27 protein-coding genes are annotated in these 26,645 nt (G+C 58.7%); 10 read left to right on the plus strand and 17 right to left on the minus strand.

Features of this window, described 5'->3' with window-relative positions; all coding sequences use genetic code 11:
* The first annotated feature begins 42 nt into the window (after nucleotides 1–42).
* The 4 genes from V1599_RS12585 (at nucleotide 43) to umuC (ending at nucleotide 4,126) form a co-directional block, all read left to right on the plus strand.
* Nucleotides 43–909 carry an aldo/keto reductase family oxidoreductase gene (locus V1599_RS12585; RefSeq protein WP_395300155.1) on the plus strand — a complete coding sequence of 289 codons (867 nt, stop codon included), beginning with the start codon at nucleotides 43–45 and terminating at the stop codon, nucleotides 907–909.
* 2 nt (nucleotides 910–911) lie between these two features.
* Nucleotides 912–2,300 (plus strand): M24 family metallopeptidase, encoded by a 1,389-nt coding sequence (locus tag V1599_RS12590; protein ID WP_395300156.1) that lies wholly within the window; start codon nucleotides 912–914, stop codon nucleotides 2,298–2,300.
* Nucleotides 2,301–2,445: 145 nt separating this feature from the next.
* On the plus strand, nucleotides 2,446–2,880 hold the full coding sequence (gene umuD, locus V1599_RS12595; protein WP_395300157.1) for a translesion error-prone DNA polymerase V autoproteolytic subunit: 435 nt from the start codon (nucleotides 2,446–2,448) through the stop codon (nucleotides 2,878–2,880).
* On the plus strand, nucleotides 2,864–4,126 hold the full coding sequence (gene umuC / locus V1599_RS12600; RefSeq protein WP_395300158.1) for a translesion error-prone DNA polymerase V subunit UmuC: 1,263 nt from the start codon (nucleotides 2,864–2,866) through the stop codon (nucleotides 4,124–4,126). The genes umuD and umuC overlap by 17 nt, the downstream gene beginning before the upstream one ends.
* 56 nt (nucleotides 4,127–4,182) lie before the next feature.
* On the opposite strand, the gene yajD is transcribed toward umuC, so the two are convergent.
* Nucleotides 4,183–4,527: an HNH nuclease YajD gene (gene yajD / locus V1599_RS12605; RefSeq protein ID WP_112009578.1), complete on the minus strand. Its 345-nt coding sequence runs from the start codon at nucleotides 4,525–4,527 to the stop codon at nucleotides 4,183–4,185.
* Between the two features lie 176 nt (nucleotides 4,528–4,703).
* Here yajD and V1599_RS12610 point away from each other — a divergent pair, with 176 nt between their 5' ends.
* Complete coding sequence (locus V1599_RS12610) at nucleotides 4,704–5,651, plus strand: zinc-dependent alcohol dehydrogenase family protein (RefSeq protein WP_395300159.1); 948 nt, start codon at nucleotides 4,704–4,706, stop codon at nucleotides 5,649–5,651.
* Nucleotides 5,652–5,660: 9 nt separating this feature from the next.
* On the opposite strand, the gene V1599_RS12615 is transcribed toward V1599_RS12610, so the two are convergent.
* The gene (locus V1599_RS12615; RefSeq protein ID WP_297117406.1) at nucleotides 5,661–6,695 is read right to left on the minus strand and encodes an AI-2E family transporter; all 1,035 of its coding nucleotides are present in this window, start codon (nucleotides 6,693–6,695) and stop codon (nucleotides 5,661–5,663) included.
* Nucleotides 6,696–7,116: 421 nt separating this feature from the next.
* Between V1599_RS12615 and mdtJ the strand changes: the two genes are divergently transcribed.
* Together mdtJ and mdtI are read left to right on the plus strand one after the other, a co-directional pair.
* Nucleotides 7,117–7,479, plus strand: a complete 363-nt coding sequence (gene mdtJ / locus V1599_RS12620; protein ID WP_112009580.1) for a multidrug/spermidine efflux SMR transporter subunit MdtJ — start codon at nucleotides 7,117–7,119, stop codon at nucleotides 7,477–7,479.
* Nucleotides 7,466–7,795 (plus strand): multidrug/spermidine efflux SMR transporter subunit MdtI, encoded by a 330-nt coding sequence (gene mdtI, locus V1599_RS12625; protein ID WP_112009581.1) that lies wholly within the window; start codon nucleotides 7,466–7,468, stop codon nucleotides 7,793–7,795. Before mdtJ ends, mdtI begins: the two co-directional genes overlap by 14 nt.
* 54 nt (nucleotides 7,796–7,849) lie before the next feature.
* Here the strand turns inward: mdtI and V1599_RS12630 are convergent, their stop codons facing one another.
* The 4 genes from V1599_RS12630 to V1599_RS12645 form a co-directional block, all read right to left on the minus strand.
* The gene (locus V1599_RS12630) at nucleotides 7,850–8,668 is read right to left on the minus strand and encodes a serine protease (protein ID WP_112009582.1); all 819 of its coding nucleotides are present in this window, start codon (nucleotides 8,666–8,668) and stop codon (nucleotides 7,850–7,852) included.
* Between the two features lie 278 nt (nucleotides 8,669–8,946).
* Complete coding sequence (asr, locus tag V1599_RS12635; RefSeq protein ID WP_112009583.1) at nucleotides 8,947–9,411, minus strand: acid resistance repetitive basic protein Asr; 465 nt, start codon at nucleotides 9,409–9,411, stop codon at nucleotides 8,947–8,949.
* A gap of 148 nt (nucleotides 9,412–9,559) precedes the next feature.
* Nucleotides 9,560–11,044 (minus strand): carboxypeptidase M32, encoded by a 1,485-nt coding sequence (locus V1599_RS12640; RefSeq protein WP_395300160.1) that lies wholly within the window; start codon nucleotides 11,042–11,044, stop codon nucleotides 9,560–9,562.
* 74 nt (nucleotides 11,045–11,118) lie between these two features.
* On the minus strand, nucleotides 11,119–12,372 hold the full coding sequence (locus tag V1599_RS12645; RefSeq protein WP_297117395.1) for an MFS transporter: 1,254 nt from the start codon (nucleotides 12,370–12,372) through the stop codon (nucleotides 11,119–11,121).
* A gap of 119 nt (nucleotides 12,373–12,491) precedes the next feature.
* Here V1599_RS12645 and V1599_RS12650 point away from each other — a divergent pair, with 119 nt between their 5' ends.
* The 3 genes from V1599_RS12650 to bioD all read left to right on the plus strand — a co-directional run bounded on the left by V1599_RS12650 (nucleotide 12,492) and on the right by bioD (nucleotide 15,565).
* Nucleotides 12,492–13,391, plus strand: coding sequence for a LysR family transcriptional regulator (locus tag V1599_RS12650; protein WP_395300161.1), 900 nt, complete (start codon nucleotides 12,492–12,494; stop codon nucleotides 13,389–13,391).
* Nucleotides 13,392–13,518: 127 nt separating this feature from the next.
* On the plus strand, nucleotides 13,519–14,739 hold the full coding sequence (gene mlc, locus V1599_RS12655) for a sugar metabolism global transcriptional regulator Mlc (RefSeq protein WP_112009587.1): 1,221 nt from the start codon (nucleotides 13,519–13,521) through the stop codon (nucleotides 14,737–14,739).
* Nucleotides 14,740–14,869: 130 nt separating this feature from the next.
* Nucleotides 14,870–15,565: a dethiobiotin synthase gene (gene bioD, locus V1599_RS12660; protein ID WP_112009588.1), complete on the plus strand. Its 696-nt coding sequence runs from the start codon at nucleotides 14,870–14,872 to the stop codon at nucleotides 15,563–15,565.
* Here bioD and clcB read toward each other — a convergent pair.
* The 11 genes from clcB to ynfE all read right to left on the minus strand — a co-directional run bounded on the left by clcB (nucleotide 15,500) and on the right by ynfE (nucleotide 26,534).
* On the minus strand, nucleotides 15,500–16,810 hold the full coding sequence (gene clcB, locus V1599_RS12665) for a voltage-gated ClC-type chloride channel ClcB (RefSeq protein ID WP_395300162.1): 1,311 nt from the start codon (nucleotides 16,808–16,810) through the stop codon (nucleotides 15,500–15,502). The genes bioD and clcB overlap by 66 nt on opposite strands.
* 103 nt (nucleotides 16,811–16,913) lie before the next feature.
* On the minus strand, nucleotides 16,914–18,062 hold the full coding sequence (osmV, locus tag V1599_RS12670; protein WP_395300163.1) for an osmoprotectant ABC transporter ATP-binding protein OsmV: 1,149 nt from the start codon (nucleotides 18,060–18,062) through the stop codon (nucleotides 16,914–16,916).
* Nucleotides 18,062–18,709 carry an osmoprotectant ABC transporter permease OsmW gene (gene osmW, locus V1599_RS12675; RefSeq protein WP_112009591.1) on the minus strand — a complete coding sequence of 216 codons (648 nt, stop codon included), beginning with the start codon at nucleotides 18,707–18,709 and terminating at the stop codon, nucleotides 18,062–18,064. The genes osmV and osmW overlap by 1 nt, the downstream gene beginning before the upstream one ends.
* Before the next feature lie 8 nt (nucleotides 18,710–18,717).
* Nucleotides 18,718–19,617 (minus strand): osmoprotectant ABC transporter substrate-binding protein OsmX, encoded by a 900-nt coding sequence (osmX, locus tag V1599_RS12680; RefSeq protein WP_112009592.1) that lies wholly within the window; start codon nucleotides 19,615–19,617, stop codon nucleotides 18,718–18,720.
* Between the two features lie 19 nt (nucleotides 19,618–19,636).
* Nucleotides 19,637–20,347, minus strand: a complete 711-nt coding sequence (gene osmY / locus V1599_RS12685) for an osmoprotectant ABC transporter permease OsmY (protein WP_297117378.1) — start codon at nucleotides 20,345–20,347, stop codon at nucleotides 19,637–19,639.
* 256 nt (nucleotides 20,348–20,603) lie between these two features.
* Nucleotides 20,604–21,347: a YoaK family protein gene (locus V1599_RS12690; protein ID WP_297117376.1), complete on the minus strand. Its 744-nt coding sequence runs from the start codon at nucleotides 21,345–21,347 to the stop codon at nucleotides 20,604–20,606.
* 205 nt (nucleotides 21,348–21,552) lie between these two features.
* Entirely contained in the window at nucleotides 21,553–21,825 is a 273-nt protein-coding gene (locus V1599_RS12695) for a YebG family protein (RefSeq protein ID WP_297117373.1), read from the minus strand.
* Nucleotides 21,826–21,953: 128 nt separating this feature from the next.
* A complete protein-coding gene (gene dmsD / locus V1599_RS12700) occupies nucleotides 21,954–22,568 on the minus strand; it encodes a Tat proofreading chaperone DmsD (RefSeq protein WP_297117370.1) in 615 nt (204 codons plus the stop codon).
* 43 nt (nucleotides 22,569–22,611) lie between these two features.
* Nucleotides 22,612–23,466: a dimethyl sulfoxide reductase anchor subunit family protein gene (locus V1599_RS12705; protein ID WP_395300164.1), complete on the minus strand. Its 855-nt coding sequence runs from the start codon at nucleotides 23,464–23,466 to the stop codon at nucleotides 22,612–22,614.
* A gap of 1 nt (nucleotide 23,467) precedes the next feature.
* The gene (locus V1599_RS12710; RefSeq protein ID WP_395300165.1) at nucleotides 23,468–24,085 is read right to left on the minus strand and encodes a DMSO/selenate family reductase complex B subunit; all 618 of its coding nucleotides are present in this window, start codon (nucleotides 24,083–24,085) and stop codon (nucleotides 23,468–23,470) included.
* Between the two features lie 10 nt (nucleotides 24,086–24,095).
* Nucleotides 24,096–26,534 carry a selenate/tellurate reductase subunit YnfE gene (gene ynfE, locus V1599_RS12715; RefSeq protein ID WP_395300166.1) on the minus strand — a complete coding sequence of 813 codons (2,439 nt, stop codon included), beginning with the start codon at nucleotides 26,532–26,534 and terminating at the stop codon, nucleotides 24,096–24,098.
* Between the last annotated feature and the right edge of the window lie 111 nt (nucleotides 26,535–26,645).

Below are 26,645 nucleotides of genomic sequence, written 5' to 3' on the forward strand. Positions count from 1 at the left end.
GAACCTCTTGTAAACCCGAATTTTTTAATGAGGAAGGTCACGATGAGCAGCATCGATCAAAGCGGAACCTGGACGTTAGGCACGCGCACCGTTAAGCGACTCGGCTATGGCGCAATGCAGCTGGCCGGGCCCGGCGTTTTTGGCCCGCCGAAGGATAAAAACGCGGCGCTGGAGGTGCTTCGTGAAGCGGTGGCGCTGGGCGTGAACCATATCGATACCAGTGATTTTTACGGCCCGCACGTGACTAACCAGCTTATTCGCGAGGCGCTCCATCCTTACCGGGACGATCTGACGATTGTGACGAAAATCGGCGCGCGGCGCGGTGCCGATGCCGCCTGGCTGCCGGCGTTTTCCGCGCAGGAGCTGACGCAGGCCGTGCATGACAACCTGCGCAATCTGCAGCTCGACGTCCTGGACGTGGTTAACCTGCGGATCATGTTTAGCGCACACGGTCCGGCGGAGGGATCGATTGCCGAGCCGCTCGCCGCGCTGGCGGAGCTACAGCAGCAGGGGCTGGTCCGCCACGTCGGCCTGAGCAACGTAACCGCCGCGCAGGTTGCCGAAGCGCAGAAGACGGTGTCCGTGGTCTGCGTGCAGAACATGTACAACATTGTGAACCGCGGTGACGATGCGCTGATCGACTCCCTTGCGCAGCAGGGCATTGCGTACGTGCCGTTCTTCCCGCTGGGCGGCTTCACGCCGCTGCAATCATCCGGGCTACAGGCCGTCGCCGATTCGCTGGGCGCGACGGCGATGCAGGTCGCGCTGGCCTGGCTGCTCCAGCGCTCGCCGAATATTCTGCTCATCCCTGGAACGTCTTCCGTGGCGCATCTGCGGCAAAACCTGGCGGCGGCGGAACTTGTTTTACCTCAGGAAGCCCTCGACACGCTAAACGCACTGGTGGAGTAAATATGGACTTTAAGGCAGTAAAGCTTCAGGCGACGATCGCGCCGCGCGGATTCTCCGACGCGGCGCCCGTTCCGCTCACGGACGGGACCCTTCAGGCGCGAAAAGACGCTATTCTTGCCCGAATGGCGGCCGAAGAATTTGACGCGCTGATGATTTATGCCGATAAGGAGCACGGCGCGAATTTTGAATACCTGACCGGTTTTATTCCCCGCTTTGAAGAGGGGCTGTTAATGCTTAAGAAAAGCGGAGAGGCGACCGTTATTCTCGGCAATGAAAATCTGAAGATGGCCGCACACTGCCGTATTCCGGTTACGCTGAAGCACAGCCCTTATTTTTCTTTGCCTAACCAGCCGATGGAAAATGATTTACCGCTGGAAACGCTGCTGCGGGAAACGGGCTTGCAAACAATACATCGCGTTGGGCTAGTCGGCTGGAAAATGTTTACCTCCGCGCGCGCGGATAATAAGCTGCTTTTCGATCTGCCTTATTTTATTGTCGACGCTATTCGCCGCAGCGTTTCAGAAACTGCCGTCCTTGAAAACGCGACGCCTCTTTTTATTGACGGCGATATCGGCGCGCGCACGACTAATAATGCCAACGAAATTGCCCACTACGAATATGGCGCGAATCTTGCCTCGACCTGCATGCTTAACGCCATGAACGCGGTGGTTCCGGGCATTCGCGAGGCCGATCTCGGCGCCGCGCTTGCGGCGGAAGGGCAATATCATTCGGTCGTGACCATTGCCGCCGGCGGGCCGCGCTTTGAAAAAGCCAACCTGTACCCGACGCACAGGCCGATACGGCGCGGCGAGCCGCTTTCGATGACGACCGGATTTAAGGGCGGATTATCCAGCCGCACCGGGTTTGTCATTGCCGATGAAAGCGAGCTGCCGGAGACCCAGAAAGATTATCTCGACCGCGTCGCCAAACCCTATTTTACGGCCGTCGTCGCCTGGCTTGAAAATATCCGCATCGGCATGACGGGTGGAGAGATATATTCGCTGATTGAGGCCGTACTGCCGAAAGAAATATACGGCTGGCATCTTAATCCGGGCCATCTCAGCGCGGACGAAGAGTGGATGTCATCCCCCATTTTTGACCGCTCCGTACAAACCCTGAAAAGCGGCATGATCCTGCAAATCGATATCATTCCTTCCGTGAAGGGCTATTCCGGGACCAGCGCGGAGGAGAGCATCGCCCTGGCGGATCGCGATCTTCAGGCCGAGATCCAGCGTGATTATCCTGAACTCTGGGCGCGCATCGATACCCGCAGGCGCTACATTCGCGACGTGCTTAAGATTCAATTGAGTGACGACGTTATTCCGCTCTCTAATACGGTGGCGTATTTACGGCCTTTCTTCCTGGCGAAGGAAAACGCGTTTACCTGCTGAATAGTGCAGCAAGCGGTTTTTTTCATCGCAACTAAATCCTCACTGACTTCAATACGTTCGAGCCGTTGCAGCAGAAAGCGGCTTGATCGCTGTCCAGGATCCGTAATACTGTATATAAATACAGTGTATGGTGAATAGGGCATTTATGAGCACTCTCATTTCTTATCATTCCGGGCAAAACGTGGAACGTCCGCTGTTCGTCGAGCGCGTTCCCTGCGGCTTCCCTAGCCCTGCGCAGGACTACGTGGAGGAGCGTCTCGACCTTAACCGGCTGGTGGTCAGACACCCCAGCGCGACCTATTTTGTGAAGGTGAGCGGAGACTCAATGATTGGGGCGGGGATCGGCGACGGCGATCTTCTGGTGGTCGATCGATCGCTGGATGCCGTGCATGGCGACATCATCGTGGCGTCGGTCGGCGGAGAGTTCACGGTAAAGGAGCTGCAAACGCGCCCCGCGCTTCGCCTGGTGCCGCACAATCCCGGCTATAGGCCGATTGTCTTTCAGTCCGAGGAGGAGCTACAGATCTTCGGCGTCGTCACCCACGCGCTTAAAACGTATAAACATGTTCGCGCTGGTTGACGTCAATAGCTTTTACGCGTCCTGCGAGACGGTTTTTCGACCGGACCTGAAAGGGAAGCCGGTGGTGGTGGTTTCCAATAACGACGGCTGCATCATCTCGCTTTCGCGGGAGGCTAAACGGCTCGGCATCAAAATGGGAGAACCCTATTTTAAATTCAAAGAGAAGGGCTATCCGCTGCGGGTTTACGTGTTTAGCTCGAACTATGCGCTGTATGCCGATCTCAGCAGCCGCGTGATGCAAACGCTGACGGATATGGCCCCGGCAATTGAGATTTACTCCATCGATGAGGCCTTCGTCAGCGTATCGGGCGTTAACAACTGTATGTCGCTGGAGGCATTTGGGCATCAAATGCGCGATAGCGTCTATAAAAACACCGGTTTGACGGTGGGCGTGGGCATTGCCCCAACGAAAACCCTGGCAAAGCTGGCGAACTTCGCGGCTAAAAAATGGCCTTCAACGGGCGGCGTTGTCGATTTATCCTGCCCCGAACGGCAGCGCAAGCTGCTGGCGGCCGTCCCCGTTGAGGAAGTGTGGGGCGTAGGGCGGCGCATCACGAAAAAGCTTAACGCCATGGGGATCGCGACGGCGCAGGATCTGGCAGCAAGCTCGCTATGGGTTCTTAGAAAACATTTCAACGTTGTTCTGGAACGCACGGCCCGCGAGCTGCGCGGCGAGTGCTGCCTGGGGCTGGAGGAGTTTGCCCCCACAAAACAGCAGATCGTCTGTAGCCGCTCGTTTGGGCACCGCATTACGGAATACGTTGAGATGCACCAGGCCATCTGCGCGTATGCGGAGCGCGCGGCGGAAAAGCTGCGCGGGGAACGCCAGCACTGCCGCCTCATCAGCGTGTTTTTACGCACCAGCCCGCATGCGGACAATGAGGTTTATTACGGCAATCAGGCGTCAACGATACTCATGACCCCGTCCAATGACACGCGCGATATTATCCGCGCCGCGACGACGGCGCTGGATCGCATATGGATCGATGGGTATCGCTACATGAAGGCGGGCGTGATGCTGGCCGATTTTTTCAGCAGCGGCGTCGCGCAGCTGAATTTGTTCGATGCCCAACAGCCGCAGGCCAACAGCGCGGCATTAATGGACGTGATCGACAGCCTGAATCATTCCGGGAAAGGCAAGGTGTGGTTTGCCGGCCAGGGCATTGAGAAAGCCTGGAAAATGAAGCGTGAAATGCTTTCTCCGGCGTATACGACGCGGTATGCGGATTTGCCGGTAGCGAAATAACGCAGCACGCTAACTGCCTGCACCCGCGATACGGGCAGTTGGCGTGCTGTTCAGCATTACTTCTTATTGAGCATCGACTTTAAATCGGCAAACGGATTGTACGTAGCCGCGCCCACGTCCTTCTGCGCATCTTCACCCGCCACGACGGTGGTGCCGTACTGGTCGGCTTCCGTGTACTTTGAGTGCTCGTGGTCGTGGCAGAACAGGCACAGCAGTTCCCAGTTGCTGCCGTCGGCCGGGTTATTGGTATGATCGTGGTCGATATGGTGGACCGTGAGTTCACGAAGGTTTGAGTAAACAAACTCGCGCGAGCAGCGCCCGCATACCCACGGGTAGATTTTTAAGGCTTTTTCACGGTAGCCGCTTTCAAGCTGCGCGTAGTTTCTTGGGATTAAGGCCATGGCCGATGTTACCTGTGACGAAGGGTCCCTTCGCGGGACGAAAGCGTAAGAATAACGCAAAGCGAGGGCGGGATGAAGCGATCGCCGCCGCGCGCTGGCCGTGCCAAATCAACGAGGTGTGGATTACAATGCGCAGGCTATTAAATCCTTAACGTGAGATGCACCGCGTGACCGCCATGGAAAATATTGCTCTTGAGTATCGCCGTTTCGGCGAGCCTGACGTCGTTCTGCAGGCTGAATCCGTTGTCCCCGCGGCGCGGCTGGCAGGGCATCTTCGGGTGCGCATGCTGTTCGCTCCCGTTAATGCCTCCGATCTGATCCCCATCACCGGCGCGTATCGCCACCGGACGCCGCTGCCCGCCGTGGCCGGTTACGAAGGCATCGGCGTTGTCACCGACGCGCCCGCTGGGTTCGCGCATCTGCTGGGCAGGCGCGTCCTGCCGCTGCGGGGGGAGGGTACGTGGCAGCGCGTTGTTGATTGTCCGGCTGAGTATGCGGTTCCCGTGCCGGCAGAGATGGATTCGCTGCTCGCCGCTCGCGCGTATATCAACCCGCTCGCCGCGCAGATGATGCTCACGCGCTATTCTCCTCGGGGGAAAACGGTGCTTTTAACCGCAGCCGGATCGGACTGCGCTATCCTACTCGGCCAGTGGGCGCTGAACGCGGGAGCGCTGGCGGTCTACGGCATTCACCGTTCCCCGATTCATGCCGACAGGCTAGTGGCGATGGGGATTGTCCCGATCGCGCAGGACGATGCGGCAGCCGTTCGCGAGGCCGCCGTGCGCGCGGAAGTGACGTATGACGCCACCGGCGGTAGCCTGGCAGAAGCCATCCTGAGCGTCATGCCGGAGAAGGGTATTTTTGTCTGCTACGGGCTGCTTTCAGGGCAGACGTTCCGCCAGCGCCAGGCGTTGCCGCGCGTGGAATGGTTTCATATTCGCAACTACCTGGATGCGCTAGACGCGCCGGCCTGGCAGGCGCAGTTCATGCAGATCTGGCCTAAGCTTCGCGCCAGCCGGTACAGCGACGCGACGCTGTTCCCGCTGGCGGAATGGCGGGCGGCGCTGGGCGCATACCGCGAGGCCGGAAGGCTCAGCAAGCCCATGCTGGCGATGGAGGGCTGAGCCCGGCCGCTATTTGTGGCTCATGTCGCTCAGCAGAATGGCGATGCTTTGCCCGCCTTCCGTTTGCTCAAGGCCAATCTTCACGATAATGGTCAGCGGAACGGAGAGCAGCATGCCGACGGGGCCGAGCAGCCAGCCCCAGAAAATCAGCGATAAGAACACCACCAGCGTGGACAGCCCCAGGCCGCGCCCCATCATCCGTGGTTCCAGAATGTTGCCGAAAACGAGGTTAATCGCCAGATAGCCCGCCAGCAGGACAAGCGCATCGTACAGCCCGCTGAACACCAGCACCTGGAGGATCGGCGGAATGGCTGCCAGCACGGAACCGATGTTGGGGATATAGTTGAGCGCGAAGGCCAGCAGCCCCCAGACAAACGCAAAGCGCACGTCCAGCGCGACGAGCATCGCCCAGACAACAAGCCCCGTCACCAGGCTGATGGCCGTTTTCAACACCAGGTAGCGAGAGACGCTGTCCAGCGCCCGCTGAATGGCTCCCATACCTTCCACCGGGCGGACCATGATCTGCTGCAGCTTGGCGGGCAGCTGCGGCACCTCCAGCAGCATAAAGACCACCGTCAGAAACAGCAGGAATATCGACGTCATCGCGTTGGAAAGCTGCGTCAGCAGGCCGGTGACGAGCGTCATCGCGGCATTCGGATCGATATACTTCAGCAGCTCCTCCACGGAGATTTCAATGCCCGCGCGCTGCAGCCAGGGTTCAAGCTGCAGCAGGGGGATCGCCAGCGATGAACGGTATTTCGGCAGGGTGCGCGCCAGCTCGTTTAGCGAGGTCCCCAGATACGCCACCAGCAGCACCATGGCGCAAATAATAATGCTGATAAGCAGCGTAATCGCCAGCACGCGCGGTATGCGCAGACGAACCATGCGCTGCACCAGCGGGTTCAGGATCACGGCAATAAACAGCGCCAGAATGAAGGGCACGATGATATCGGCGGCAAAGCGAACGCCGGTGAGAATGATCACCAGCATGCCCAGCATAATAACGATCTTCAGCCCGTTCAGCGTAATGATGGGTTTGGCCATGGAATGTCCTGATTAAACTTTTTATTTATAATAGAGCCTAACCGCCTCGCAATAAACTAACCAAAATCAAACGAACTGGGTAAAGAATTGAAAAGGCTTTGAGTAAAATCTTAGCTTGTGGTACAAATTACGCGTGTTCAACTACTGAGGACAATTTTCATCCGCAAAGACGAGAAGCAACAACGCGGATAATTGTAATTTTATGGACAATTTGTTCAGGACCTATTTTTCAAACAACACCGCAGTATTCTCTACTTCTTTTAGTCTCCTTTCTGCTGAGCAACACTGGCGCAACGCGCTATAGTCACGTCTTCTGCCTGAGCTGGCGCTATGCGCTTAGCTGACCAATCGTATTTCAAATTTTTAGGTTTGCTGTCTGCAGCGAGCCACGATGGACTATATTCTCAAGCAGGAGAAGACTATGTTTTACTGGATTTTATTAGCTCTGGCGATCGTCGCTGAAATTACAGGTACGCTGTCTATGAAATGGGCAAGCGTCAGCGATGGCAACACCGGCTTTATTTTAATGCTGGTGATGATTTCACTCTCCTATATTTTTCTCTCCTTCGCGGTGAAGAAGATTGCGCTGGGCGTGGCGTACGCCCTGTGGGAAGGTATCGGTATTTTATTGATTACCCTCTTTAGCGTTATGATATTTGATGAAGTGTTATCGCCGATGAAAATTGCTGGCTTGACCACGCTGGTCGCGGGCATCGTGCTGATTAAATCGGGTACGCGTAAACCGACGAAACAGCAGAAGGAGAGCGCACATGCAGCAGTTTGAATGGATCCACGCTGCCTGGCTGGCCCTGGCAATCGTGCTGGAAATTGTCGCGAATATCTTTTTGAAATTTTCAGACGGTTTTCGTCGTAAAATGTATGGCCTGATGTCGATTGCGGCGGTGCTGGGCGCGTTCAGCGCCCTGTCGCAGGCGGTTAAAGGTATCGATCTTTCGGTGGCATACGCCCTGTGGGGCGGATTTGGTATCGCCGCAACCCTGGCCGCGGGCTGGGTGATGTTCGGGCAGCGTTTAAATAACAAGGGCTGGATCGGCCTGGTGCTGCTGCTGGCGGGCATGATCATGATAAAACTCGCCTGATTAGCGGGTCGTCACGTAACGGGCAGCGAATTTCGCTGCCCGTTTTGTATTCTGCTATTGAGCCAGCGCCTCGAGCCTGTCGCGGAAACCGGTCACCGAGAGCGCGCGGTTATCGGCTCGCCACCGGTCCTTGGCCGCCGGGGCAGAGCTTTGAACGCCAATCAGCTGCCAGCCATTTTCAGTTTTCAACATAAGCGGCGAACCGCTATCGCCCGGCAGCGTATCGCACTGGTGCGACAGTACGCTGTTCTGCGCCCAGCCGGTGACCAGACAATCCGTATGCGTATAAAGCGTGTCCAGATGATCGACCGGATAGCCCGACTGCGTGACCTTGCGATCCGCGGCCTTTAGCGCGGCGGTCAGCGCGGCTTTATCGCCGTCAAAGAGCGGCAGCGGGGTGATGCCGGACGGCGGGTAGCGCAGCACGATCAGGCCAAAATCCCACGAGGCCGCGCCCGGGGGCACAATCCAGCCGTCGCCGTCAGGCTTTAGCCGTTTACCCAGTGAAGGATCGACCCGGCCTTCAATACCGTGGATCTCATAGCGCCACATCCCTTTTTGCGAGACGAAGCGCAGGGCAACGGCTTTGTCCGGCCTGCCGTTTGGCGGCGTGAGCAGACAGTGGCCTGCGGTCAGCGCAAGTTGAGGGGTGATGAGCGTGGCCGTACAGAGGTTGCCGCTGGCGGTTTCCAGCTGCCCAATCGCATCCCAGGGAGCCTGGGTCGGATCGGTAACGCGCGTGCGGTCGTCATGACCGAAAAAAAGCGTTTTTACGTCCTTCGCGCTGATGCCGTCATCATCGCCGTCATCCGCATGTGAAAAGCCCGCAAAAAGAGTCAACGTTCCCAGTAACAACACTACAGATTTACGCATATCACACTCTGGTGGGGGTAATTATGATTATTAAAAGTGAACCCTATGAAAATACTATAGACGGGACGGCGCGAAAGTGGGAGTAAAATCAGCGTGCTACATTCATGAAAGATAAAAATGGCTGGCGATGATCGCGCATAAAATTAGCACGATAAGAATGAACTCAAACCGATAGCGTCGCAGCATACGCCCTCCGGATAAAAAAACGGCGCCGATCCTTTTCCGGTTCAGCGCCGGTTTACCAACGTGCCCCGAAGGGCACGGTTCAGCCTGTACGCTTACGCAGCTGGCTGTGCAGCCGGTTTAGCAGCTTCGTGTTTTACTGCTTTTTTGTGATGCTTTTTAGCAGCCTGAGCTTTCTGCGCTACAGCAGGCTTAGCGGCTGCTTTGTGGTGCTTTTTAGCGGCCTGGGCTTTCTGCTCTGCAGCAGGCTTAGCGGCTTTTTTGTGATGCTTTTTAGCGGCCTGGGCTTTCTGCTCTACAGCCGGTTTAGCGGCTTTCTTGTGGTGCTTTTTAGCCGCCTGCGCTTTCTGTTCGGTTGGCGCTGCGGTCGCTGGAGCAGCGGCGTCTTTTTTCGCTGCGGCTTTGTGATGCTTCTTGTGGTGAACCGCTTTTGCAGGTGCCGCGGTAGTTGTGGCCGCTGGCGCTGCAGCAGGTGTTGCGGTTGCGGTAGTCTCAGCAGCAAACGCAGCAGAGGACAGACCCATAGCAGCGGCAACAACCAGAGCTAATACTTTATTCATTCTCATACCCTCGAATTTGGTTTTTCATGTAACCCCACTGCGGGGCCGTTGAAAGAACTATATCCCTGTAAACTCGGGGTTTCCGTGAGTGATTGGTATCGGCGTGTAACGGAATGTACAGCGCCGGGCAATAACCCGGCGCGCGGTCTTACAGATAGCGTGCGGTCAAGTGTTCGCGGAAATAGCGGATGTTGAGATCCTCCCCCGTGGCCTGGGTTATCAACTGCGAGGTGCTAAAGCGGCTGCCGTGCTGCCAGATGTTCTGGCGCAGCCAGTCGAACAGGGCGGAGAAATCCCCCTGTGCGATAGCGTCCTGCAGGCCGGGAAGGGCATTTTTGGCGGCGCTGAACAGCTGCGCGGCGTACATCGCGCCCAGCGTGTACGACGGGAAGTAGCCAAAGCCGCCGTCGGTCCAGTGGATATCCTGCATGCAGCCGTTTCGGTAGTTGTCTTTCGTCGACAGCCCGAGCCACGCCTGCATTTTCTCATCCCAGAGCGCCGGAATGTCATCCACCTCAATGTCGCCATTAATGAGCGAGCGCTCAATCTCATAGCGCAATACCACGTGCGCCGGGTAGCTCACCTCGTCGGCATCTACGCGGATATAGCCCGGCTTCACGCGCTGGTTCCAGGCGATGAAGTTTTCCTCGCTGAACGCCGCCTGGCTGCCGAAACGGGCGTGCACGGCAGGGAGAAGATGCTTGAGGAACGCCTCGCTGCGGCCGAGCTGCATCTCAAAGAACAGGCTTTGTGATTCATGAATTGCCGTCGAGCGCGCCAGCGCAACGGGCTGACCGGCCCAGGTGCGCGGCAGGTTCTGCTCGTAGCGGGCGTGCCCCGTTTCGTGGATCACGCCAAACAGCGCGCTGAGCAGCTCATTTTCATCATAGCGGGTGGTGATGCGTACATCTTCCGGCACGCCGCCGCAGAAGGGGTGCGCGCTTACGTCCAGGCGCCCGCCGTTAAAATCGAAGCCGAGCATCGTCATGGCTTCCAGCCCCAGCTCGCGCTGGGTGGCGGTCGGGAAGGGCCCCTGTGGGGGGACGAACGACCGCTGGGCCTGCTTATCTACAACGTTTGCCAGCAGGTCCGGCAGCCAGCTTTTCATGTCGGCAAACAGCGTATCGAGGCGGGCGCTGGTCATGTCCGGCTCAAAAATATCCAGCAGCGCATCGTAAGGCGAGCAGCCTTTGGCCTCGGCGCGCAGGCGGGCCTCTTCGCGGCTCAGCTTGACGACCTCCTTCAGGTTGGCAGAAAAGCCCTGCCAGTCGTTCGCCGGACGCTGCGTGCGCCAGGCGTGTTCGCACCGGCTGCCCGCCAGCGATTTGGCCTCCACCAGCGCTTCCGGCAGCAGCGAGGCCTGCTGGTAATGGCGCGTCATCTCGCGAAGGTTGGCCTGCTCAATATCGTTCAGATCTTCCTGTGCAGCCGCCTCCAGCCATTCACCGACCCGTTTATCGGTCAGGATCTGGTGCTGAAGCACGCTCATTTCGGCCAGCGCTTCACCTCGCGCGGCGCTGCCGCCCGGTGGCATCATGGTGAACATATCCCAGCTGGCGATGGAGGAGAGGTGCGAAAAGCGGGAGAGGCGCTGGAAGGTGCGGGTGAGTTGCTGGTAGCTGTTGTTTTTCATGAAGTCCTCGTGTCTGAATCAGCCGATGACAAAAATTAGCATCGGCTCGATTTAAACACGAAGAGGGCTGAAAGTTAATGCAGACGTTTATGCAGGCTGGCACCTACCAGCAGCGCCGCACACAGCATCAGCGCAATAAACCCGCCGACGCCGTTCCAGCCGTAGTTGTGCCAGAATACGCCGCCTGCCGTCCCGGCAATGCTGGAGCCGAGATAGTAGCTGAACAGATACAGGGAAGAGGCCTGGCCTTTCGCGCGGCGCGCGCGCGGGCCGATCCAACTGCTGGCAACGGAGTGCGCGGCGAAGAACCCGGCGGAGAAAAGCAGCATGCCCGCGAAAATGAGCCACAGGGAAGAAAATAGCGTCAGCAGCAGGCCAAGCAGCATCACCGCCGTGGAGACCAGCATCACCGGGCCGCGGCCAAAGCGCGCGGTCATCGCCCCGGCTTTTGGCGAGCTCCAGGTGCCGGTGAGATAGGCCACGGAAAGCAGCCCCACAACCGCCTGGTTTAAGTGCCACGGCGAGAGCATCAGCCGGTAGCCAATATAGTTAAAGAGCGTCACGAACGCGCCCATCAGCAGGAAGCCCATCAGAAACAGCCGCGGCAGGCCTTTGTCGCGCCAGTGCAGGCGGAAGTTGATAAACAGCGTTTTCGGGCGCAGGGAGGTAGGGCGAAAATGCCGCGACTCCGGCAGGATTTTCCAGAACATTAGCGCCGAGGCGAGGGCAAAGCAGCCTATCACCGCCAGCGCAATGCGCCAGGTGAAGAAGTCGGTAAATACTCCGCTCAGCAGGCGTCCGCTCATCCCGCCGATCGAGTTCCCGCTGATGTACAGCCCCATTGAAAACGCCACGAAGCTCGGGTGGATCTCTTCGCTAAGGTAGGTCATGCCGACGGCGGCCACGCCGCTGAGCGACAGCCCAATCAGCGCGCGCATCAGCAGAATGCCGTGCCAGCTGGTCATCATCGTCGAAAGCAGCGTACACACGGACGCCAGCATCAGGGCCGTCACCATCACCGGCTTGCGGCCAATGGCATCGGACAGCGGGCCGGTAAACAGCAGGCCGATGGCCAGCATGCCGGTGGAGATCGAGAGCGAAATACTGCTGCTGGCGGGGGATACGCCGAACTCGTGGGAGAGCACGGGCAGAATCGGCTGGACGCAATAAAGCAGGGCAAAGGTTGCCAGTCCCGCCGAGAAGAGCGCCAGCGTTACGCGCATAAACAGAGGGGTACCGCGTTTTATAAACTGAACCGGCTGCGATGGGGCGGATAAATCATCGACGTCGCTTGCCGGTGCGATATCAATGGAGGTTGTACGACTCACACAATTTCCTTGCTTAACATCCCCGTGATTCAGGTGACGGGTAAGACCACGCCTTAAGGGTATGAAAATGTAAATATTCTGTCTAATATATTAATAATCTCAAATGATACTTTTAAAATATGAATATCGAGCTGCGTCATTTACGCTACTTCGTCGCCGTGGCGGAAGAGCTGCATTTTGGCCGGGCCGCCGCCCGGCTTAACATCTCTCAGCCTCCGCTTAGCCAGCAAATCCAGATCCTCGAACAGCAGGTTGGGGCGCGGCTGCTGGCGCGAACCAACCGCAGCGTCAGCCTGACGGCGGCGGGCGCGCAGTTTCTTGCCGACAGCCGCCAGATCCTCGCCATGGTGGAGGAAGCTGCCGCCAGAGCGGAACGCCTGTACCTGGGCGAGGCGGGCGAGCTGCGCATCGGCTTCACCTCCTCGGCGCCGTTTATTAGCGCCGTGTCGCACACCCTTTCGTCGTTCCGCCGCCATTACCCGGACGTGCACATTCAGACGCGAGAGATAAACACCCGCGAGCAAATCGCCCCTCTGAACGACGGCGCGCTCGACCTGGGGCTCATGCGCAATACGCAGCTGCCGGACTCTCTGGCGCGGCAGGTCATCCTGCGCGAGCCGCTGATGGCGATGATCCCGCGCGATCATCCTCTCGCCGCGCGGCCAGTCATCACGCTGGCGGAGCTGGCGAAGGAGCCGTTTGTCTTTTTCGATCCGCAGGTGGGCACAGGCCTGTATGACGATATTCTTGGCCTGATGCGTCGCTACGGTCTTGTGCCCTCTATCGCTCAGGAAGTGGGAGAGGCGATGACGATCATTGGCCTGGTCTCGGCGGGGCTTGGCGTTTCTATTCTTCCCGCCTCGTTTAAGCGGGTACAATTGCAGGAGATGCGCTGGGTCTCGCTTGCAGAAGAGGATGCCGTCTCGGAAATGTGGCTGGTGTGGTCGAAGCATCGCGAGGAGAGCCACGCTGCGCAGCGCTTTAAAAACCAGCTGATTAGCGCGTCGCAGGTCGCTTAATTCAGGGAAAAAGTGAGCAAAAATGTGCGTCAAATCACATGGCTAAGTAAAAATTTGACGACGCCTGGTGAAGTGCTTCACCATAGCCCACAGTTTATTTCGAAGCTCGAAAATAAGGGAGTACGAGGTGGTTGCTGATAGTCAGCCAGGGCATATCGATCAGATCAAGCAAACCAATGCGGGCGCGGTGTATCGCCTGATTGATCAGCTTGGCCCGGTTTCGCGTATCGATCTTTCGCGTCTTGCGCAGCTGGCGCCCGCCAGCATAACCAAGATTGTTCGCGAGATGCTGGAAGCGCACCTGGTGCAGGAAACGGAAATTCAGGAGCCCGGCAGCCGCGGCCGTCCGGCGGTGGGGCTGGTGGTTGAGACCGAGGCATGGCACTACCTGTCGATGCGCATCAGCCGGGGAGAGATTTTTCTCGCCCTGCGCGATCTGAGCAGCAAACTGGTGGTAGAAGATCAGCTCGACCTGCCGCTCGACGTCGGCCACTCCCTGCTGGACGCCATTATTACCCACATCGATCGGTTCTTTATTCGCCACCAGCAGCGCCTCGAGCGCTTAACCGCCATTGCGATTACCCTGCCGGGCATCATTGATACCGAAAACGGCATTGTGCACCGCATGCCGTTTTATGAGGGCGTAAAAGAGATGCCGCTGGGCGAGGCGCTGAGAAACCATACCGGCGTGCCCGTCTATATCCAGCACGACATCAGCGCCTGGACGATGGCCGAAGCGCTGTTCGGCGCCTCTCGCGGCGCGCGGGACGTGATCCAGGTCGTTATCGATCATAACGTCGGCGCGGGCGTCATTACCGACGGGCGGCTTCTCCATGCCGGCAGCAGCAGCCTGGTCGAAATCGGCCACACGCAGGTCGATCCCTACGGCAAGCGCTGCTACTGCGGCAATCACGGGTGTCTGGAAACCATTGCCAGCGTGGAGAGCGTGCTGGAGCTGGCGCAGGTTCGGCTGAGCCAGTCGATGAGCTCCTCGCTGCACGGCCAGCCCCTGACGGTCGAATCCCTGTGCGCCGCCGCGCGGGAAGGCGATCTGCTGGCGAAGGACATTATTACCGGCGTGGGTAACAACGTCGGGCGCATTCTCGCCATTATGGTGAATTTATTTAATCCGCAAAAAATCCTCATCGGCTCGCCGCTTGGTCAGGCGGCGGATATATTGTTCCCGGCAATATCGGCCTGCATTCACCAGCAGTCGCTTCCGGCCTACAGCCAGAAGATCGTGGTGGAAAGCACGCAGTTCTCTAACCAGGGGACGATGGCCGGCGCGGCGCTGGTAAAAGACGCTATGTACAACGGCTCGCTGCTGATTCGGCTATTGCAGGGTTAACTCTTTCCCGCAGATGCAAGAAAAATTGCGCTATCTCAAGCCTGATAGCGCACACATCCCGTAGACTTCCCCCTTTGAATTATTTACCTGGTTTATATTTCCGAAGCATACCCAAGAGGTGGAGTGAGTCATGCTTAAGCGTTTCTTTGTTACGGGTACAGATACCTCTGTCGGGAAGACCGTGGTCTCCCGCGCGCTACTGCAGGCCCTGGCGGCGAGCGGTAAATGCGTTGCCGGGTACAAGCCCGTCGCAAAAGGCAGTAAAGAGACGCCTGAGGGGCTGCGCAATAAGGACGCCCTGGTCCTGCAAAGCGTCTCATCCCTTGAGCTGCCGTATCACGCGGTGAACCCCATTGCATTAAGCGAAGATGAAAGCAGCGTGGCCCACAGCGGCCTGATCAATTACGGCCTGCTGTCTGACGGCCTGGCGAACCTGAGCGATAAGGCTGACCACGTCGTCGTTGAAGGCACCGGCGGATGGCGCAGCCTGATGAACGATTTACGTCCGTTATCGGAGTGGGTGGTACAGGAACAGCTCCCGGTCGTGATGGTGGTGGGCATTCAGGAAGGGTGCATTAACCATGCGCTGCTGACGGCGCAGGCCATTGCCAATGACGGCCTGCCTTTCATCGGCTGGGTGGCAAACCGCATCAACCCAGGGCTTGCGCACTACGCAGAAATCATTGACGTCCTGAGTAAGAAGCTGCCCGGACCGCTGGTGGGGGAGCTGCCTTATCTGCCGCGCGCCGAGCAGCGCGAGCTAGCGCAGTACATCGATCTCGCGGCCTTCGGCGGCGTGCTGTCCGTAGATAGAGTCGTGGCGTAACGTCCGCGACAGCACGGACGCCACCACGCAGGCGACCAGCAGGCCGGGCAGTAAAAAATACTGCCCGGTCATTTCACAGACCATCAGCGCAGACATGATCGGCGCATGGGTCGTCGCCGCAAGCAGCGTCGCCATCCCCGTTAATCCCAGCAGAATCGCCGTCTCCGAGCCTGGAAGCCCCCACGCGAAAAGCTGCGCAAACAGCATGCCCGTCGCCATGCCGACAAACAGGGTTGGCGTAAAAACGCCGCCCGGCGCGCCCGAGCCGCTGCTGGCGAGCACCGCCAGCAATTTGCAGATGAATACGCCCGCAATCACCGACAGCAGCGGCGGCGAGATCAAAAACGCCTGCACCACGCTGTAGCCGTTGCCCCAGACCTTCGGCGTCAGCAGCGATAGCAGCCCGACGATCAGCCCGCCCAGCGCCAGCTGCCACGGGGGCGAAAGCCGAAGGCGCAGGAACAGCGCGTGGCTGGCGTCCATCAGCCACATCAGCAGCGGGCCGCAAAGCCCGGCGAGCAGCCCCGTTCCGACGATAAGAGAATAATCCATTGCGGTCAGCGTTTCGCTGAGATGAACGTCATACAGCGTATTGGCCCCCGGGCTGAGCAGCCGCGTGGTCAGCAGCGCGACCACGGCGGCAATCACCACCGGGCCGAGCGAGGCCAGCATGAGGGTGCCAAATAAAATCTCGGCGATGAAAAGGCTTCCCGCGAGCGGCGCGTGGTAGGCGCTTGCCATCCCCGCGGCCGCTCCGCAGGCGATCCACAGCTTCCACTCCGATTTAGGGGTGAAGCGGCGGGCAAACAGCGAGGCGGCGAGGGCGGCGAGCAGGATCATCGCGCCCTCCCGGCCGATGGCGCTTCCGCTGGACACCACCAGCAGCGATGCGAGGGATTTCACCAGGCTGGCCGCGTAGTCAAATTGGCCATCTCCCGTTTCCAGCGCTTCCATATAGTCCGTCGGCGCGTGTGGGCGCTGCGCCGTCATTCGCTGCCATCCCCACAGGAGCAATCCCGCCGCCAGCCCGCCCAGGGCAGGCGTCAGCGCGCGTCGCCAGGGCGAGAGGGCCGCCGCCGCGTTAACCAGGCTGCCGCTTTCGTTACTGAGAAACAGCCATTCCAGCAGATACATGGAATGGCGAAAGATCGCCACGGCGAGGGCGGCCAGAACGCCGGTGACGGTGGCTATCAGAAGTCGGCGAAACATCGCCCGGATGTCAGGGTAAGCGTGAAGGCGCTGCATGGGTTACGCATCAACGGGAAAGATACAATATTGTGGCGGCAAATCGCGGGGTTAGCAAAAGTTATGCGTGCGAAAAAAAACCGGGCAGCGCCCGGTGTGGAGGTTAGCTGTCGCTGTGGATATTGAGCGCCCGCCGCGTGCGGCCCGAGCTGAGGTATTCCGCAATGTAGTCCTGCGAGATTTCGCCGTTGTAGCGTCCGTCTTCGTCCACGATCGGCATCCAGCTGGTGTTGCTCTCATACAGGCGGGAGAGCACCACGCGCAGGTTGTCTTCCGCCTTGCCGGTCATGCGGAACGGGTGCAGCAGATCCGCGCACGTGCCGCTGGCGTGGCGCGCTTCACGGCGCTTCACAAATCCCAGCGGCTTGCCGTGTTCATCGACCACGGTGATGGCGCGAATGTCGTTATCATCCATCAGCGCAAACGCCTCCGGCAGCGGGGTAGAGCTGCGGACCGTAATCGTCGGCTGTTGGTCCGTGACGTCGCCCGCGGAGACCAGTAGCAGGCGCTTCAGGGTGCGGTCCTGCCCAACGAAGGAGCCGACAAACTCGTTCGCCGGCTTCGCCAGCAGCTCGTCCGGGCTGGCGCACTGCACGATGCGCCCCTGGCGGAAGACGGCGATGCGGTCGCCCAGCTTCAGCGCTTCGTCAATATCGTGGCTCACCAGCATCACCGTTTTCTTCAGCTTGCGCTGCATCTCGAGGAACTGGTTCTGGATCACCTCGCGGTTGATTGGGTCGACCGCGCCGAACGGTTCGTCCATCAGCAGCACCGGAGGATCGGCCGCCAGCGCGCGGATCACGCCGATACGCTGCTGCTGGCCGCCGGACATTTCGCGCGGATAGCGGTTGAGGAACTTGTGCGGGTCCATCGCCACCATGTCCATGAGCTCCTCGGCGCGCGTTTTGCAGCGGGCTTTGTCCCAGCCCAGCATGCGCGGCACCACGGTAATGTTCTCTTCGATGGTCATGTTCGGGAACAGGCCAATCTGCTGGATCACGTAGCCAATGTTGCGGCGCAGGGTCACGGTGTCCATTGCGCTGGTGTCTTCGCCGTTGATCAGGATCTTACCGCTGCTTGGCGCAATCAGGCGGTTAATCATCTTAAGCGTGGTGGTTTTGCCGCAGCCGGACGGGCCGAGCAGGACGCACATTTCACCTTCCGGCACGTTCAGATTAACGTTGTCGACGGCCTTAAACGTCTGGCCGTGCTTCTGTGAAAATTGCTTGGTGAGGTTTTCCAGTTTTATCATTATCGAATCCCCTTTGGAGTCAGAGCCACCTGCAGACGGTGCAGCAGCCAGTCGAGCACGATGGCTAAAAGACAAATCATCAGCGCGCCCGCAATCAACATACGAATATCGCTCCCGCCGATGCCGTTAAGCAGCAGCAGGCCAAGGCCGCCCGCGCCGATGACGGCGGCAATTGCCATGACGCCGATATTCATCACCACGGCGGTGCGGATCCCGCCGAAAATGACCGGCAGCGCCATCGGGATTTCAACCCAGCGCAGGCGCTGCCAGAAGGTCATCCCGATGCCGCGGCCCGCCTCGCGCAGGCCCGGCGGCAGGCTGTCCAGCGCCGTGTGGGTGTTACGCACAATTGGCAGCAGCGAATAGAGAAACACCGCGGTCACGGCGGGCAGGGCGCCAATCCCCTGACCGATTAGCGAAAAGAGCGGGATCATCAGGCCAAACAGGGCAATAGACGGAATGGTCAGCACGATGGTCGCAATCCCCAGCACCGGCGTCGCCAGCCATTTGTGCCGGACGATTAAAATCCCCAACGGAACGCCGATGATAATCGCCAGCCCCACGGCCAGCGCTACCAGCCACAGGTGCTGCAGCGTCAGCGTTAAGAGATAGTCCCAGTTATCAATAATGTAGTGAATCGTCTCCATAGCGCCTCCTACAGCAACTGTTTGCTACGCAGGAAATCACGGGCGACCTGCTGCGGTGACTGATGGTCAATATCCACCTTCTTGTTTAGCTCGGTGATGACGTCGTTATTGAGCTGGGCGGAGAGGGTGTTAAGCGCCTCTTCGAGGCCCGGATTGGCCTCCAGCGTGTCTTTGCGCACCACCGGGGTAACCGCATAGCTCGGGAAAAAGCCTTTATCATCTTCCAGCACCTTCAGGTCGAAGCCCTTCACGCGGCCGTCGGTGGTGTAGATGAGGCCAGCGTCAACGAAGCCGTCGCGCACGGCGTTATACACCAGGCCCGGGTCCATCTGGCGGATCTGCGGGCGATCCAGCGCCATGCCATACGCCGCCTGCAGCGGCTTCATGCCGTCGCTGCGCCCGGCAAACTCCAGGTCCAGCCCGAGCAGCCAGTTGTTGTCCGGGTCGGTTTTACGAACCTGTTCAATCTTTGCCACCATCTCCGACATGGTGTTGATATGCTCCGCTTCGGCGCGCTTGCGCTGCATCGCGAAGGCGTAGGTGTTGTTCATGTCCGCGGGCTTGAGCCACACCAGGCCGTGCTTCGCGTCCAGGCGTTTCACGGTCTCGTAGGACTCCTCTGGCGACATACGCTTGTTGATGTGGTTGAAGATAATCAGCGACGTACCGGTGTATTCCCAGGTCATGTCAATCTGCTTGTTGATCATCGCGTTGCGGGAGATGACGGTGGCGATATTGGTCTGCGGCTGTACCTGAAACCCTTTTTTCTGCAGATATTGCACGGTCATCGCCGAGAGGATGTGCTGCTCGGTAAAGCTTTTGGTGGCCAGGATCAGCGGGGCGGCGAGCGCCTGGCTGGAGAAGAGCGCGGCGGCGCACAGCGCCGTCAGGCTGGAAAACAGTCTCATACACAGCTCCTTGTTATTGTTATCGGGCGAGGTGCGGGCTCATCAGGCGGCCCAGCGCGGCCAGCAGCGTATCCAGAATCAGAGCGAACAGGGCGGTGGCCGCCGCGCCGAGGATCAGCGTCGGGAAATCGTTGAGGTAGATGCCCGGGAAAATCAGCTCGCCGTAGCTGCTGGCGCCGATCAGGAACGCCAGCGGCGCGGTCCCCACGTTAATCGCCGTGGCGATGCGGATGCCGGACAGCATCACCGGCCACGCGTTAGGGATTTCAACCTGGCGCAGGCGCTGCCATTTGGTCATGCCGATGCCGTTTGCCGCTTCGAGCAGCGACGCGGGCACGGAGCACAGCCCGGCGTAGGTGTTTCTGACGATAGGCAGCAGCGAGGCGAGGAACAGGGCGATGATCGCCGGCTTATCGCCGATCCCAATGACCACCATCGCCAGGGCGAGGACCGCCAGCGGCGGAAGCGTGTTGCCGACGTTAAAGATCTGCATCACGTATTCCGCAACGCCGCGCGCCGCCGGGCGGCTCAGCAGAATGCCGCTCGGAATACCGACCAGCAGCGCGAAGAACATGGATGAGAATACGAGGATCAGGTGCTGTTGCCCGAGGTAGAGCAAATCAACCTGACGCGCCTTGATCGTTTCCAGCCCAATTCCCCAGACGAGGAGGGCGAGGACCACGATAATCGCGCCGACGAAGAGCAGCGAACGTTTAAGTAATGGGTGCATTGCGGTGTGTCTCCCTGTGCGCATGCGTTATAGCAACCGCCGGTTGCCTGTTGTTATGCCATGTTTCGGCAGGGGTCATTCAGCTATAGCAAGGGAATGGGAAGGGTTCCAGCGAAGGGGTAAAAAGAGTAACCCTATGATAGTAAGGAGATCTTAATTTAAGCCTTATGGGATAAGGGCTGTCAGCGGGTGGGCAGAATAGTCTTAAAGAGAGTCGCCTAAGGTGACGTTGTCACTTTAGGCGTGCAGGATGTCATTATCGGCCGACCGCTGCGCGCACCTTTCGGACGCGCCATGAGATGCGGGCAATCGAGAACGCGGCGACGAGGACCAGCATTATTCCCAGGGCAAGCATGGCGTTAAATCCAAACCCTCTGAAAAGGAGCAGTCCCGCAATACCGCCGGTAATAAACGAAAAAAGGGTCGTCAAATGGGTTTTGAGCTGGCTCTTTTGGGCCGCCGAATCTTTAGAGTAATCCCGACGGAGCATGGCAACCGCAACGGAGGCCAGAGATATGCCCGCATCGGTCAGCGTGCCGGTAATATGCGTCGAGCGTACCCGCCCCCCAGAAAGCTGAGTCGAGGTGGAATTATGGACGCCCATCAGCCCGCAGAGGAAAATAATAATTTCACGGTTCGTGGCGAATGAATGAAAATAGATTTCGTACAGCGACACGCCCGCCAGCAAGAGACCTTCAGCAAAAAGAACCTGACTGAATATCAGCCGAACGTTGTGGATTATTCCCCAAAGGACAGTGATTCTCGCAATAATTGCGCCCGTGACAAACGACAGGATAATGGCGCTAAAGAATAGAATGTCGCTAAGATCGGTAGAGGAGACTTCGCTGGACAACTGTGAGGTGTTGCCCGTCATATGGGAAGGGAAAAAGCCAAAAGCCCCCAGCGCGATAGCATTCAACACGCCCGCTGAGGTTGCCAGCCAGAGCGCGAGCCGGCGATCTTCCCCATGCGTTCGTTCTTTCTTTAGTTTAATCAGCAAAGAATACCTCCGGATTAAGCTTTGCCTGATCTCTCACGCTAGCAAAACGATGCTGCTGGCTGACCAGGATATTGCTTAATTATTATTTGATCGGAAAGTATTCGAGGTTTTGTAATTAATTAAACGCTTACGGTGAATATGCGTGACCGGATGCTAAAGGGTAAGCAAAACTGAACTCAGAGGGCCGACCCTTGGCGTGCGCATCTTACTCCGTCTGGTCTGTAACCGTTTCGGCGTTAAGTTCAGGGAGTTTGCTGGTGCGCAGAATATGTTGCACGGTCTCTTTGTGCTCGGCGAAATAGAGCCCGAGATCCTCCGCCTGCGTTTCGTCCATTTGTATTCCGCTTTGCAACAGCCATTCGGTGAAGGCGTCTGCCATGTCGAGCAGTTTGTCGTGAGCGTCGGCCTCTTTCTTCGTGGCAAATGTCATTTTCTCTTCACCTTTTCTTACGACAACATATTTGATTTCAACAGCCATGATGAACCCCTTATACTGTAATTATATACAGTATATCAGCTTAATGTATCCGTTGCAGCAGAAATGTCATTATAAGACATGCGGCGAGCTAGCTGGCTTGCACATCGGGATGCGCAAGCCAGCGTCTATTAGCGGTACAGCGTTTTTTCAGCAACGGGGATAAGCAGGGTGGACTGCCAGTCCGCGAGCGTCAGCTGGGTGAGCCTGCCCAGCGCGGCATAGAACGGATGCCCGGCGTGGTCGATAAACTCGGAAAGGAAACGCGCGCTCCACGGCAGCAGGTGCCAGGCGAGGAGCTGGTCCCGCTCGGCGTCGCGCCCGTTTTCTGCAAGCCACGCGGCCAGCAGCAGCAGTGTGCCAAAATGGTCTTCCGGCTCATTCTGCTGGACCTCGAAGGCGATATTGTTTTCGCGCATCCACTGGCGTAGGGCCAGCGTAGAGTCGCCAAACAGCACGGACTCGCGGTCCAGCCAGACGGACCCCCACGGCGGCGCAGGCAGCGCGTACGGGCCGATAAACAGGCGCTGCCAGGCGTCTGGCAACGCTTCATCGGAAGGGGTTCTGAACGTATCGGCCACAGGCTGCAGCGCCTCGTTTGCCAGCGGCCAGTCCTGAACCCAGTCTCCCGCCGTCAGCGCATTCACCAGCGGTGCCGCCTGCTCGCTATCAGGCGCAAAATAAAACAACGCGCCCAGCACGCGGGCGCTAAAGGCAAAGGCTTTACGGTCTTCTACTTCACTCATTACTGCATTCCTTACTCGCGCGGGGGTCACCCGCGCGCTTATGTTAACCCGCGATGGCCGTTCCAACGGTCATATGCAGACCGTAGAAAAGGCCGCGGCCAATCAGCTCGCCCAGTACGACCAGAACAACGCCGACAGCGAGACCAAACGCTTTTGGCTCCCGGTGACGAATCAGCGGACAGAGCCAGCAGCCCAAACCGGCAGCAACCAGCACAATACGCCAGACCTGGAGCGTACCATAGTCGGGGAGCAGGGCGCTGGCCTGCTGGATAGCGCTGTGGATCGTGGACAGATCCTGACTTTGCAGCACAATAACGGCACAGCTCGCCAGCAGCGCCAGCGCGCTGACGGCTGCCGCCAGCGTGCCTTTGTACGTTGCGTTCGCCGCGCGCAGCAGCAGCGCCGCCAGCAGTGGGCCACCCAGCGCCGCGGTCAGGAAAAAGGCGGCGGTAGTGTAACCCGTATACCACGTTGGCACGGTGTCGATCTGATACACGCGCGTCATGGCCCAGATAAAAATAATCCCGAGGAGCTGGCTCACCGCCATCCAGATCTTGCCGAGCGCGGGCGGCATTTTACCGATAACCGACAGCAGCCACCAGAATCCCCCGACGGCGAAGAAGAGTGAGCCCGCGGCGATCTCATTGCTGAGCGCCGAGTCGACCACGCGGTTCAGGGAGTTAAACGCGCGCAGCGGCGAGCCGAGGTGCAGCACCGAGGCCATAAACCCGACGCCCATCACCACCCAGAGAAAGAACATGCTGCGAACGATCCGCGCTTTCAACGCCGCGTCTTTTTCGTAAAGCCAGGCCAATCCGGTGACGATTAACGCCCCGGCCACGCACTGCCCAAATACGGTGAAGATCACCAGCGGCCATTCGTGCCATCCACTTCCCATCTCACACCTCCTTCGGGTTTGCCAGGTAGCCGGTGGTGTCACCCGTCGGACGGCTATTGGCGTTAGGTTTAATCACAATGCTTGGCTTCGTAAAGTGCGCGGACGGCAGCGGCGCGACCGCCGCCAGCTGGCCGTGCTTTTGACGCAGCTCATCAATCGGGCCGAAGTCCAGCGCGCGCAGCGGGCAGGACTCGACGCAGATCGGCTTTTTGCCGTCGGCGACGCGGGTATGGCAGCCGTCGCACTTGGTCATGTGGCCTTTGGCGGCGTTGTACTGCGGCGCGCCGTACGGGCAGGCCATGTGGCAGTAGCGGCAGCCGATGCAGACGTCCTCGTTTACCACCACGAAGCCATCTTCACGCTTGTGCATCGCACCGCTCGGGCAAACCTTGGTGCAGGCCGGGTCTTCGCAGTGGTTGCAGGCAATTGACAGGTAATAGGCAAACACGTTCTGATGCCAGACGCCGTTATCTTCCTGCCAGTCGCCGCCCGCGTATTCGTAGATACGGCGGAAGCTGACGTCCGGGGTTAAGTCCTTGTAGTCCTTGCAGGCCAGCTCGCAGGTTTTGCACCCGGTGCAACGGCTGGAATCAATAAAAAATCCATACTGGGTTGTCATGTGCTATTCCTTACGCCTTCTCGATCTGCACCAGGTTGGTGTGCTGCGGGTTGCCTTTTGCCAGCGGCGACGGGCGATGCGTGGTTAAGGTGTTGATGCACGAGCCGTGGTCTACGCGATCCCCGTTCATGTTGGCATCGTGCCAGGCGCCCTGGCCCATGGCGCTGACGCCCGGCATGATGCGCGGCGTCACTTTTGCCGGAATGCGCAGCTCGCCGCGGTCGTTGTAGACGCGAACCATATCGCCGTTCTTAATGCCGCGTTTTTCGGCGTCGACAGGGTTTAGCCACACCTCCTGACGGCAGGCGGCCTGTAGCACGTCGATATTGCCGTAGCTGGAGTGGGTGCGGGCCTTGAAGTGGAAGCCGAACAGCTGCAGCGGATAGGTGCTGCGCTCAGGCGCGTCCCAGCCGTCGAAGGTCGAGGCATAGACCGGCAGCGGGCTGATGGTTTCGTCTTTTTCCAGCTCCCAGGTGCTGGCGATGCTGGCCAGCCTGCTGGAGTAGATCTCAATTTTGCCCGACGGCGTTTTCAGCGGATTGGCCTGCGGATCTTCGCGGAATTTCCTGTAAGCGACAAAATGCCCGTTCGGGTCTTTGCGCTTGTAAATTCCCATTTGCTTGAGCTCTTCGTAAGACGGAAGCGCCGGATCTTTCTCGAGCATTTTGGCGTAAAGGAATTGCAGCCACTGGGCCTGCGTGCGGCCTTCCGTAAACTGCTGATACACGTCCGGGCCGAGGCGTTTTGCCACTTCGCTCATGATCCAGTAGATCGGCTTGCGCTCAAACTTCGGCGCGGTGACCGGCTGCAGGAAAATCAGATACCCCATGTTTCCGGCATAGTCGTTAGGAATAATGTCTTCCTGTTCAACGGTCATCAGGTCCGGCAGGAGTATGTCGGCATACTTTGCCGAAGAGGTCATAAAGTTGTCGATGACCACAATCATTTCGCACTTGCTCTCGTCCTGCAAAATGTCGTGGGTCTTGTTAATGTCGGAATGCTGGTTGGTGATGGTATTACCGGCATAGTTCCAGATGAACTTGATGGGCACGTCAAGCTTGTCTTTACCGCGCACGCCGTCGCGGGTGGCGGTCATTTCGGGCCCGCGGGCGATGGCGTCCGTCCAGCTAAAGCATGAAATCTGCGTTTTCACCGGGTTATCCGGCAGCGGCATACGCTCGATGGTGATGGTGTAGGTGGATTCGCGCGCGCCGCTGTTGCCGCCGTTAATCCCGACGTTGCCGGTTAAGATCGGCAGCATGGCGATGGCGCGAGAGGTGAGCTCACCGTTTGCCTGGCGCTGCGGGCCCCAGCCCTGGCAGATATAGGCCGGTTTTGCGGTGCCGATTTCGCGCGCCAGCTTGATAATACGGTCGGCGGGGATGCCGGTGATGCGCGAGGCCCACTCCGGCGTTTTCGCCGTGCCGTCTTCGCCCTGGCCGAGGATATAGGCTTTATAGTGGCCGTTGGCGGGTGCGCCTTCCGGCAGCGTTTTTTCGTCATAGCCGACGCAGTACCTGTCGAGGAAAGGCTGGTCGACGAGGTTTTCGTTAATCAACACCCACGCGATGCCCGCGACCAGCGCCGCGTCGGTGCCCGGACGAATCGGGACCCACTCGTCTTCGCGCCCGGCAGCGGTGTCGGTATAGCGCGGATCGATAACGATCATCCGGGCATTAGAGCGCTCGCGCGCCTGCTCAAGGTAATAGGTGATCCCGCCGCCGCTCATGCGCGTTTCGGCCGGGTTGTTGCCGAACATCACCACCAGCTTCGTGTTTTCGATGTCCGAGGTGCTGTTACCGTCATTGCTGCCGTAGGTGTACGGCATGGCGCAGGCAATTTGCGCGGTGCTGTAGGTGCCGTAATGGCTCAGGAAGCCGCCGTAGCAGTTCATGAGGCGCGCCACCAGCGAGGCGTAAGGCGAGGAGCGGGTGATGTTACCGCCGACGATGCCGGACGAGTAGTTAATGTAGACCGCTTCGTTACCGTATTTTTCCACCACCCCCTTCAGGCTGGCGGCTAGCGTGTCCAGCGCTTCATCCCAGCTGATGCGCTCAAACTTGCCTTCGCCGCGCTTGCCCACGCGCTTCATCGGGTAGTTGAGGCGGTCAGGATGATTGATGCGACGGCGAATAGACCGTCCGCGCAGGCAGGCGCGAACCTGATGATTGCCGTAAATATCATCCCCGGTATTGTCCGTTTCGACCCAATACACCTCGTCGTCACGAACGTGCAGGCGTAGCGCACAGCGGCTGCCGCAGTTAACGGAGCAGGCTCCCCAGACGACCTTATCTTCAGAAGGGTGAACGGCGCTTTGCACCGCCGCCGCCGCGCTTTTTAAGCCGAAAGGTAACGAAATCCCGCCCGCGGCGAGGGCGAGCGATCCTATAGCGGTGGATTTAACCAGAGAACGGCGGCTAATGCCGCCGTGATGTTCAACATCAGACATGACTCACCCCATCATTGATAGTCGTATTATTTTCGCCCGTGATGATAATCGGGCTAATGGTGGGGTGAATGGTACTTATTTGGAGGTATTAAATATTAATCCTCGTCAATT

The sequence above is a fragment of the Enterobacter sp. ECC-175 genome (assembly GCF_043968675.1).
In the GTDB taxonomy this organism is placed as follows: domain Bacteria; phylum Pseudomonadota; class Gammaproteobacteria; order Enterobacterales; family Enterobacteriaceae; genus Enterobacter.

Excerpts from the sequence above, each read along its gene's own strand:
- V1599_RS12585 (WP_395300155.1), top strand. The coding sequence starts at position 43 with ATGAGCAGCATCGATCAAAGCGGAACCTGGACGTTAGGCACGCGCACC.
- V1599_RS12590 (WP_395300156.1), top strand. The coding sequence starts at position 912 with ATGGACTTTAAGGCAGTAAAGCTTCAGGCGACGATCGCGCCGCGCGGA.
- umuD (WP_395300157.1), top strand. The coding sequence starts at position 2,446 with ATGAGCACTCTCATTTCTTATCATTCCGGGCAAAACGTGGAACGTCCG.
- umuC (WP_395300158.1), top strand. The coding sequence starts at position 2,864 with ATGTTCGCGCTGGTTGACGTCAATAGCTTTTACGCGTCCTGCGAGACG.
- yajD (WP_112009578.1), bottom strand. The coding sequence starts at position 4,527 with ATGGCCTTAATCCCAAGAAACTACGCGCAGCTTGAAAGCGGCTACCGT.
- V1599_RS12610 (WP_395300159.1), top strand. The coding sequence starts at position 4,704 with ATGGAAAATATTGCTCTTGAGTATCGCCGTTTCGGCGAGCCTGACGTC.
- V1599_RS12615 (WP_297117406.1), bottom strand. The coding sequence starts at position 6,695 with ATGGCCAAACCCATCATTACGCTGAACGGGCTGAAGATCGTTATTATG.
- mdtJ (WP_112009580.1), top strand. The coding sequence starts at position 7,117 with ATGTTTTACTGGATTTTATTAGCTCTGGCGATCGTCGCTGAAATTACA.
- mdtI (WP_112009581.1), top strand. The coding sequence starts at position 7,466 with ATGCAGCAGTTTGAATGGATCCACGCTGCCTGGCTGGCCCTGGCAATC.
- V1599_RS12630 (WP_112009582.1), bottom strand. The coding sequence starts at position 8,668 with ATGCGTAAATCTGTAGTGTTGTTACTGGGAACGTTGACTCTTTTTGCG.
- asr (WP_112009583.1), bottom strand. The coding sequence starts at position 9,411 with ATGAATAAAGTATTAGCTCTGGTTGTTGCCGCTGCTATGGGTCTGTCC.
- V1599_RS12640 (WP_395300160.1), bottom strand. The coding sequence starts at position 11,044 with ATGAAAAACAACAGCTACCAGCAACTCACCCGCACCTTCCAGCGCCTC.
- V1599_RS12650 (WP_395300161.1), top strand. The coding sequence starts at position 12,492 with ATGAATATCGAGCTGCGTCATTTACGCTACTTCGTCGCCGTGGCGGAA.
- bioD (WP_112009588.1), top strand. The coding sequence starts at position 14,870 with ATGCTTAAGCGTTTCTTTGTTACGGGTACAGATACCTCTGTCGGGAAG.
- clcB (WP_395300162.1), bottom strand. The coding sequence starts at position 16,810 with ATGCAGCGCCTTCACGCTTACCCTGACATCCGGGCGATGTTTCGCCGA.
- osmV (WP_395300163.1), bottom strand. The coding sequence starts at position 18,062 with ATGATAAAACTGGAAAACCTCACCAAGCAATTTTCACAGAAGCACGGC.
- osmW (WP_112009591.1), bottom strand. The coding sequence starts at position 18,709 with ATGGAGACGATTCACTACATTATTGATAACTGGGACTATCTCTTAACG.
- osmX (WP_112009592.1), bottom strand. The coding sequence starts at position 19,617 with ATGAGACTGTTTTCCAGCCTGACGGCGCTGTGCGCCGCCGCGCTCTTC.
- osmY (WP_297117378.1), bottom strand. The coding sequence starts at position 20,347 with ATGCACCCATTACTTAAACGTTCGCTGCTCTTCGTCGGCGCGATTATC.
- V1599_RS12695 (WP_297117373.1), bottom strand. The coding sequence starts at position 21,825 with ATGGCTGTTGAAATCAAATATGTTGTCGTAAGAAAAGGTGAAGAGAAA.
- dmsD (WP_297117370.1), bottom strand. The coding sequence starts at position 22,568 with ATGAGTGAAGTAGAAGACCGTAAAGCCTTTGCCTTTAGCGCCCGCGTG.
- V1599_RS12705 (WP_395300164.1), bottom strand. The coding sequence starts at position 23,466 with ATGGGAAGTGGATGGCACGAATGGCCGCTGGTGATCTTCACCGTATTT.
- V1599_RS12710 (WP_395300165.1), bottom strand. The coding sequence starts at position 24,085 with ATGACAACCCAGTATGGATTTTTTATTGATTCCAGCCGTTGCACCGGG.
- ynfE (WP_395300166.1), bottom strand. The coding sequence starts at position 26,534 with ATGTCTGATGTTGAACATCACGGCGGCATTAGCCGCCGTTCTCTGGTT.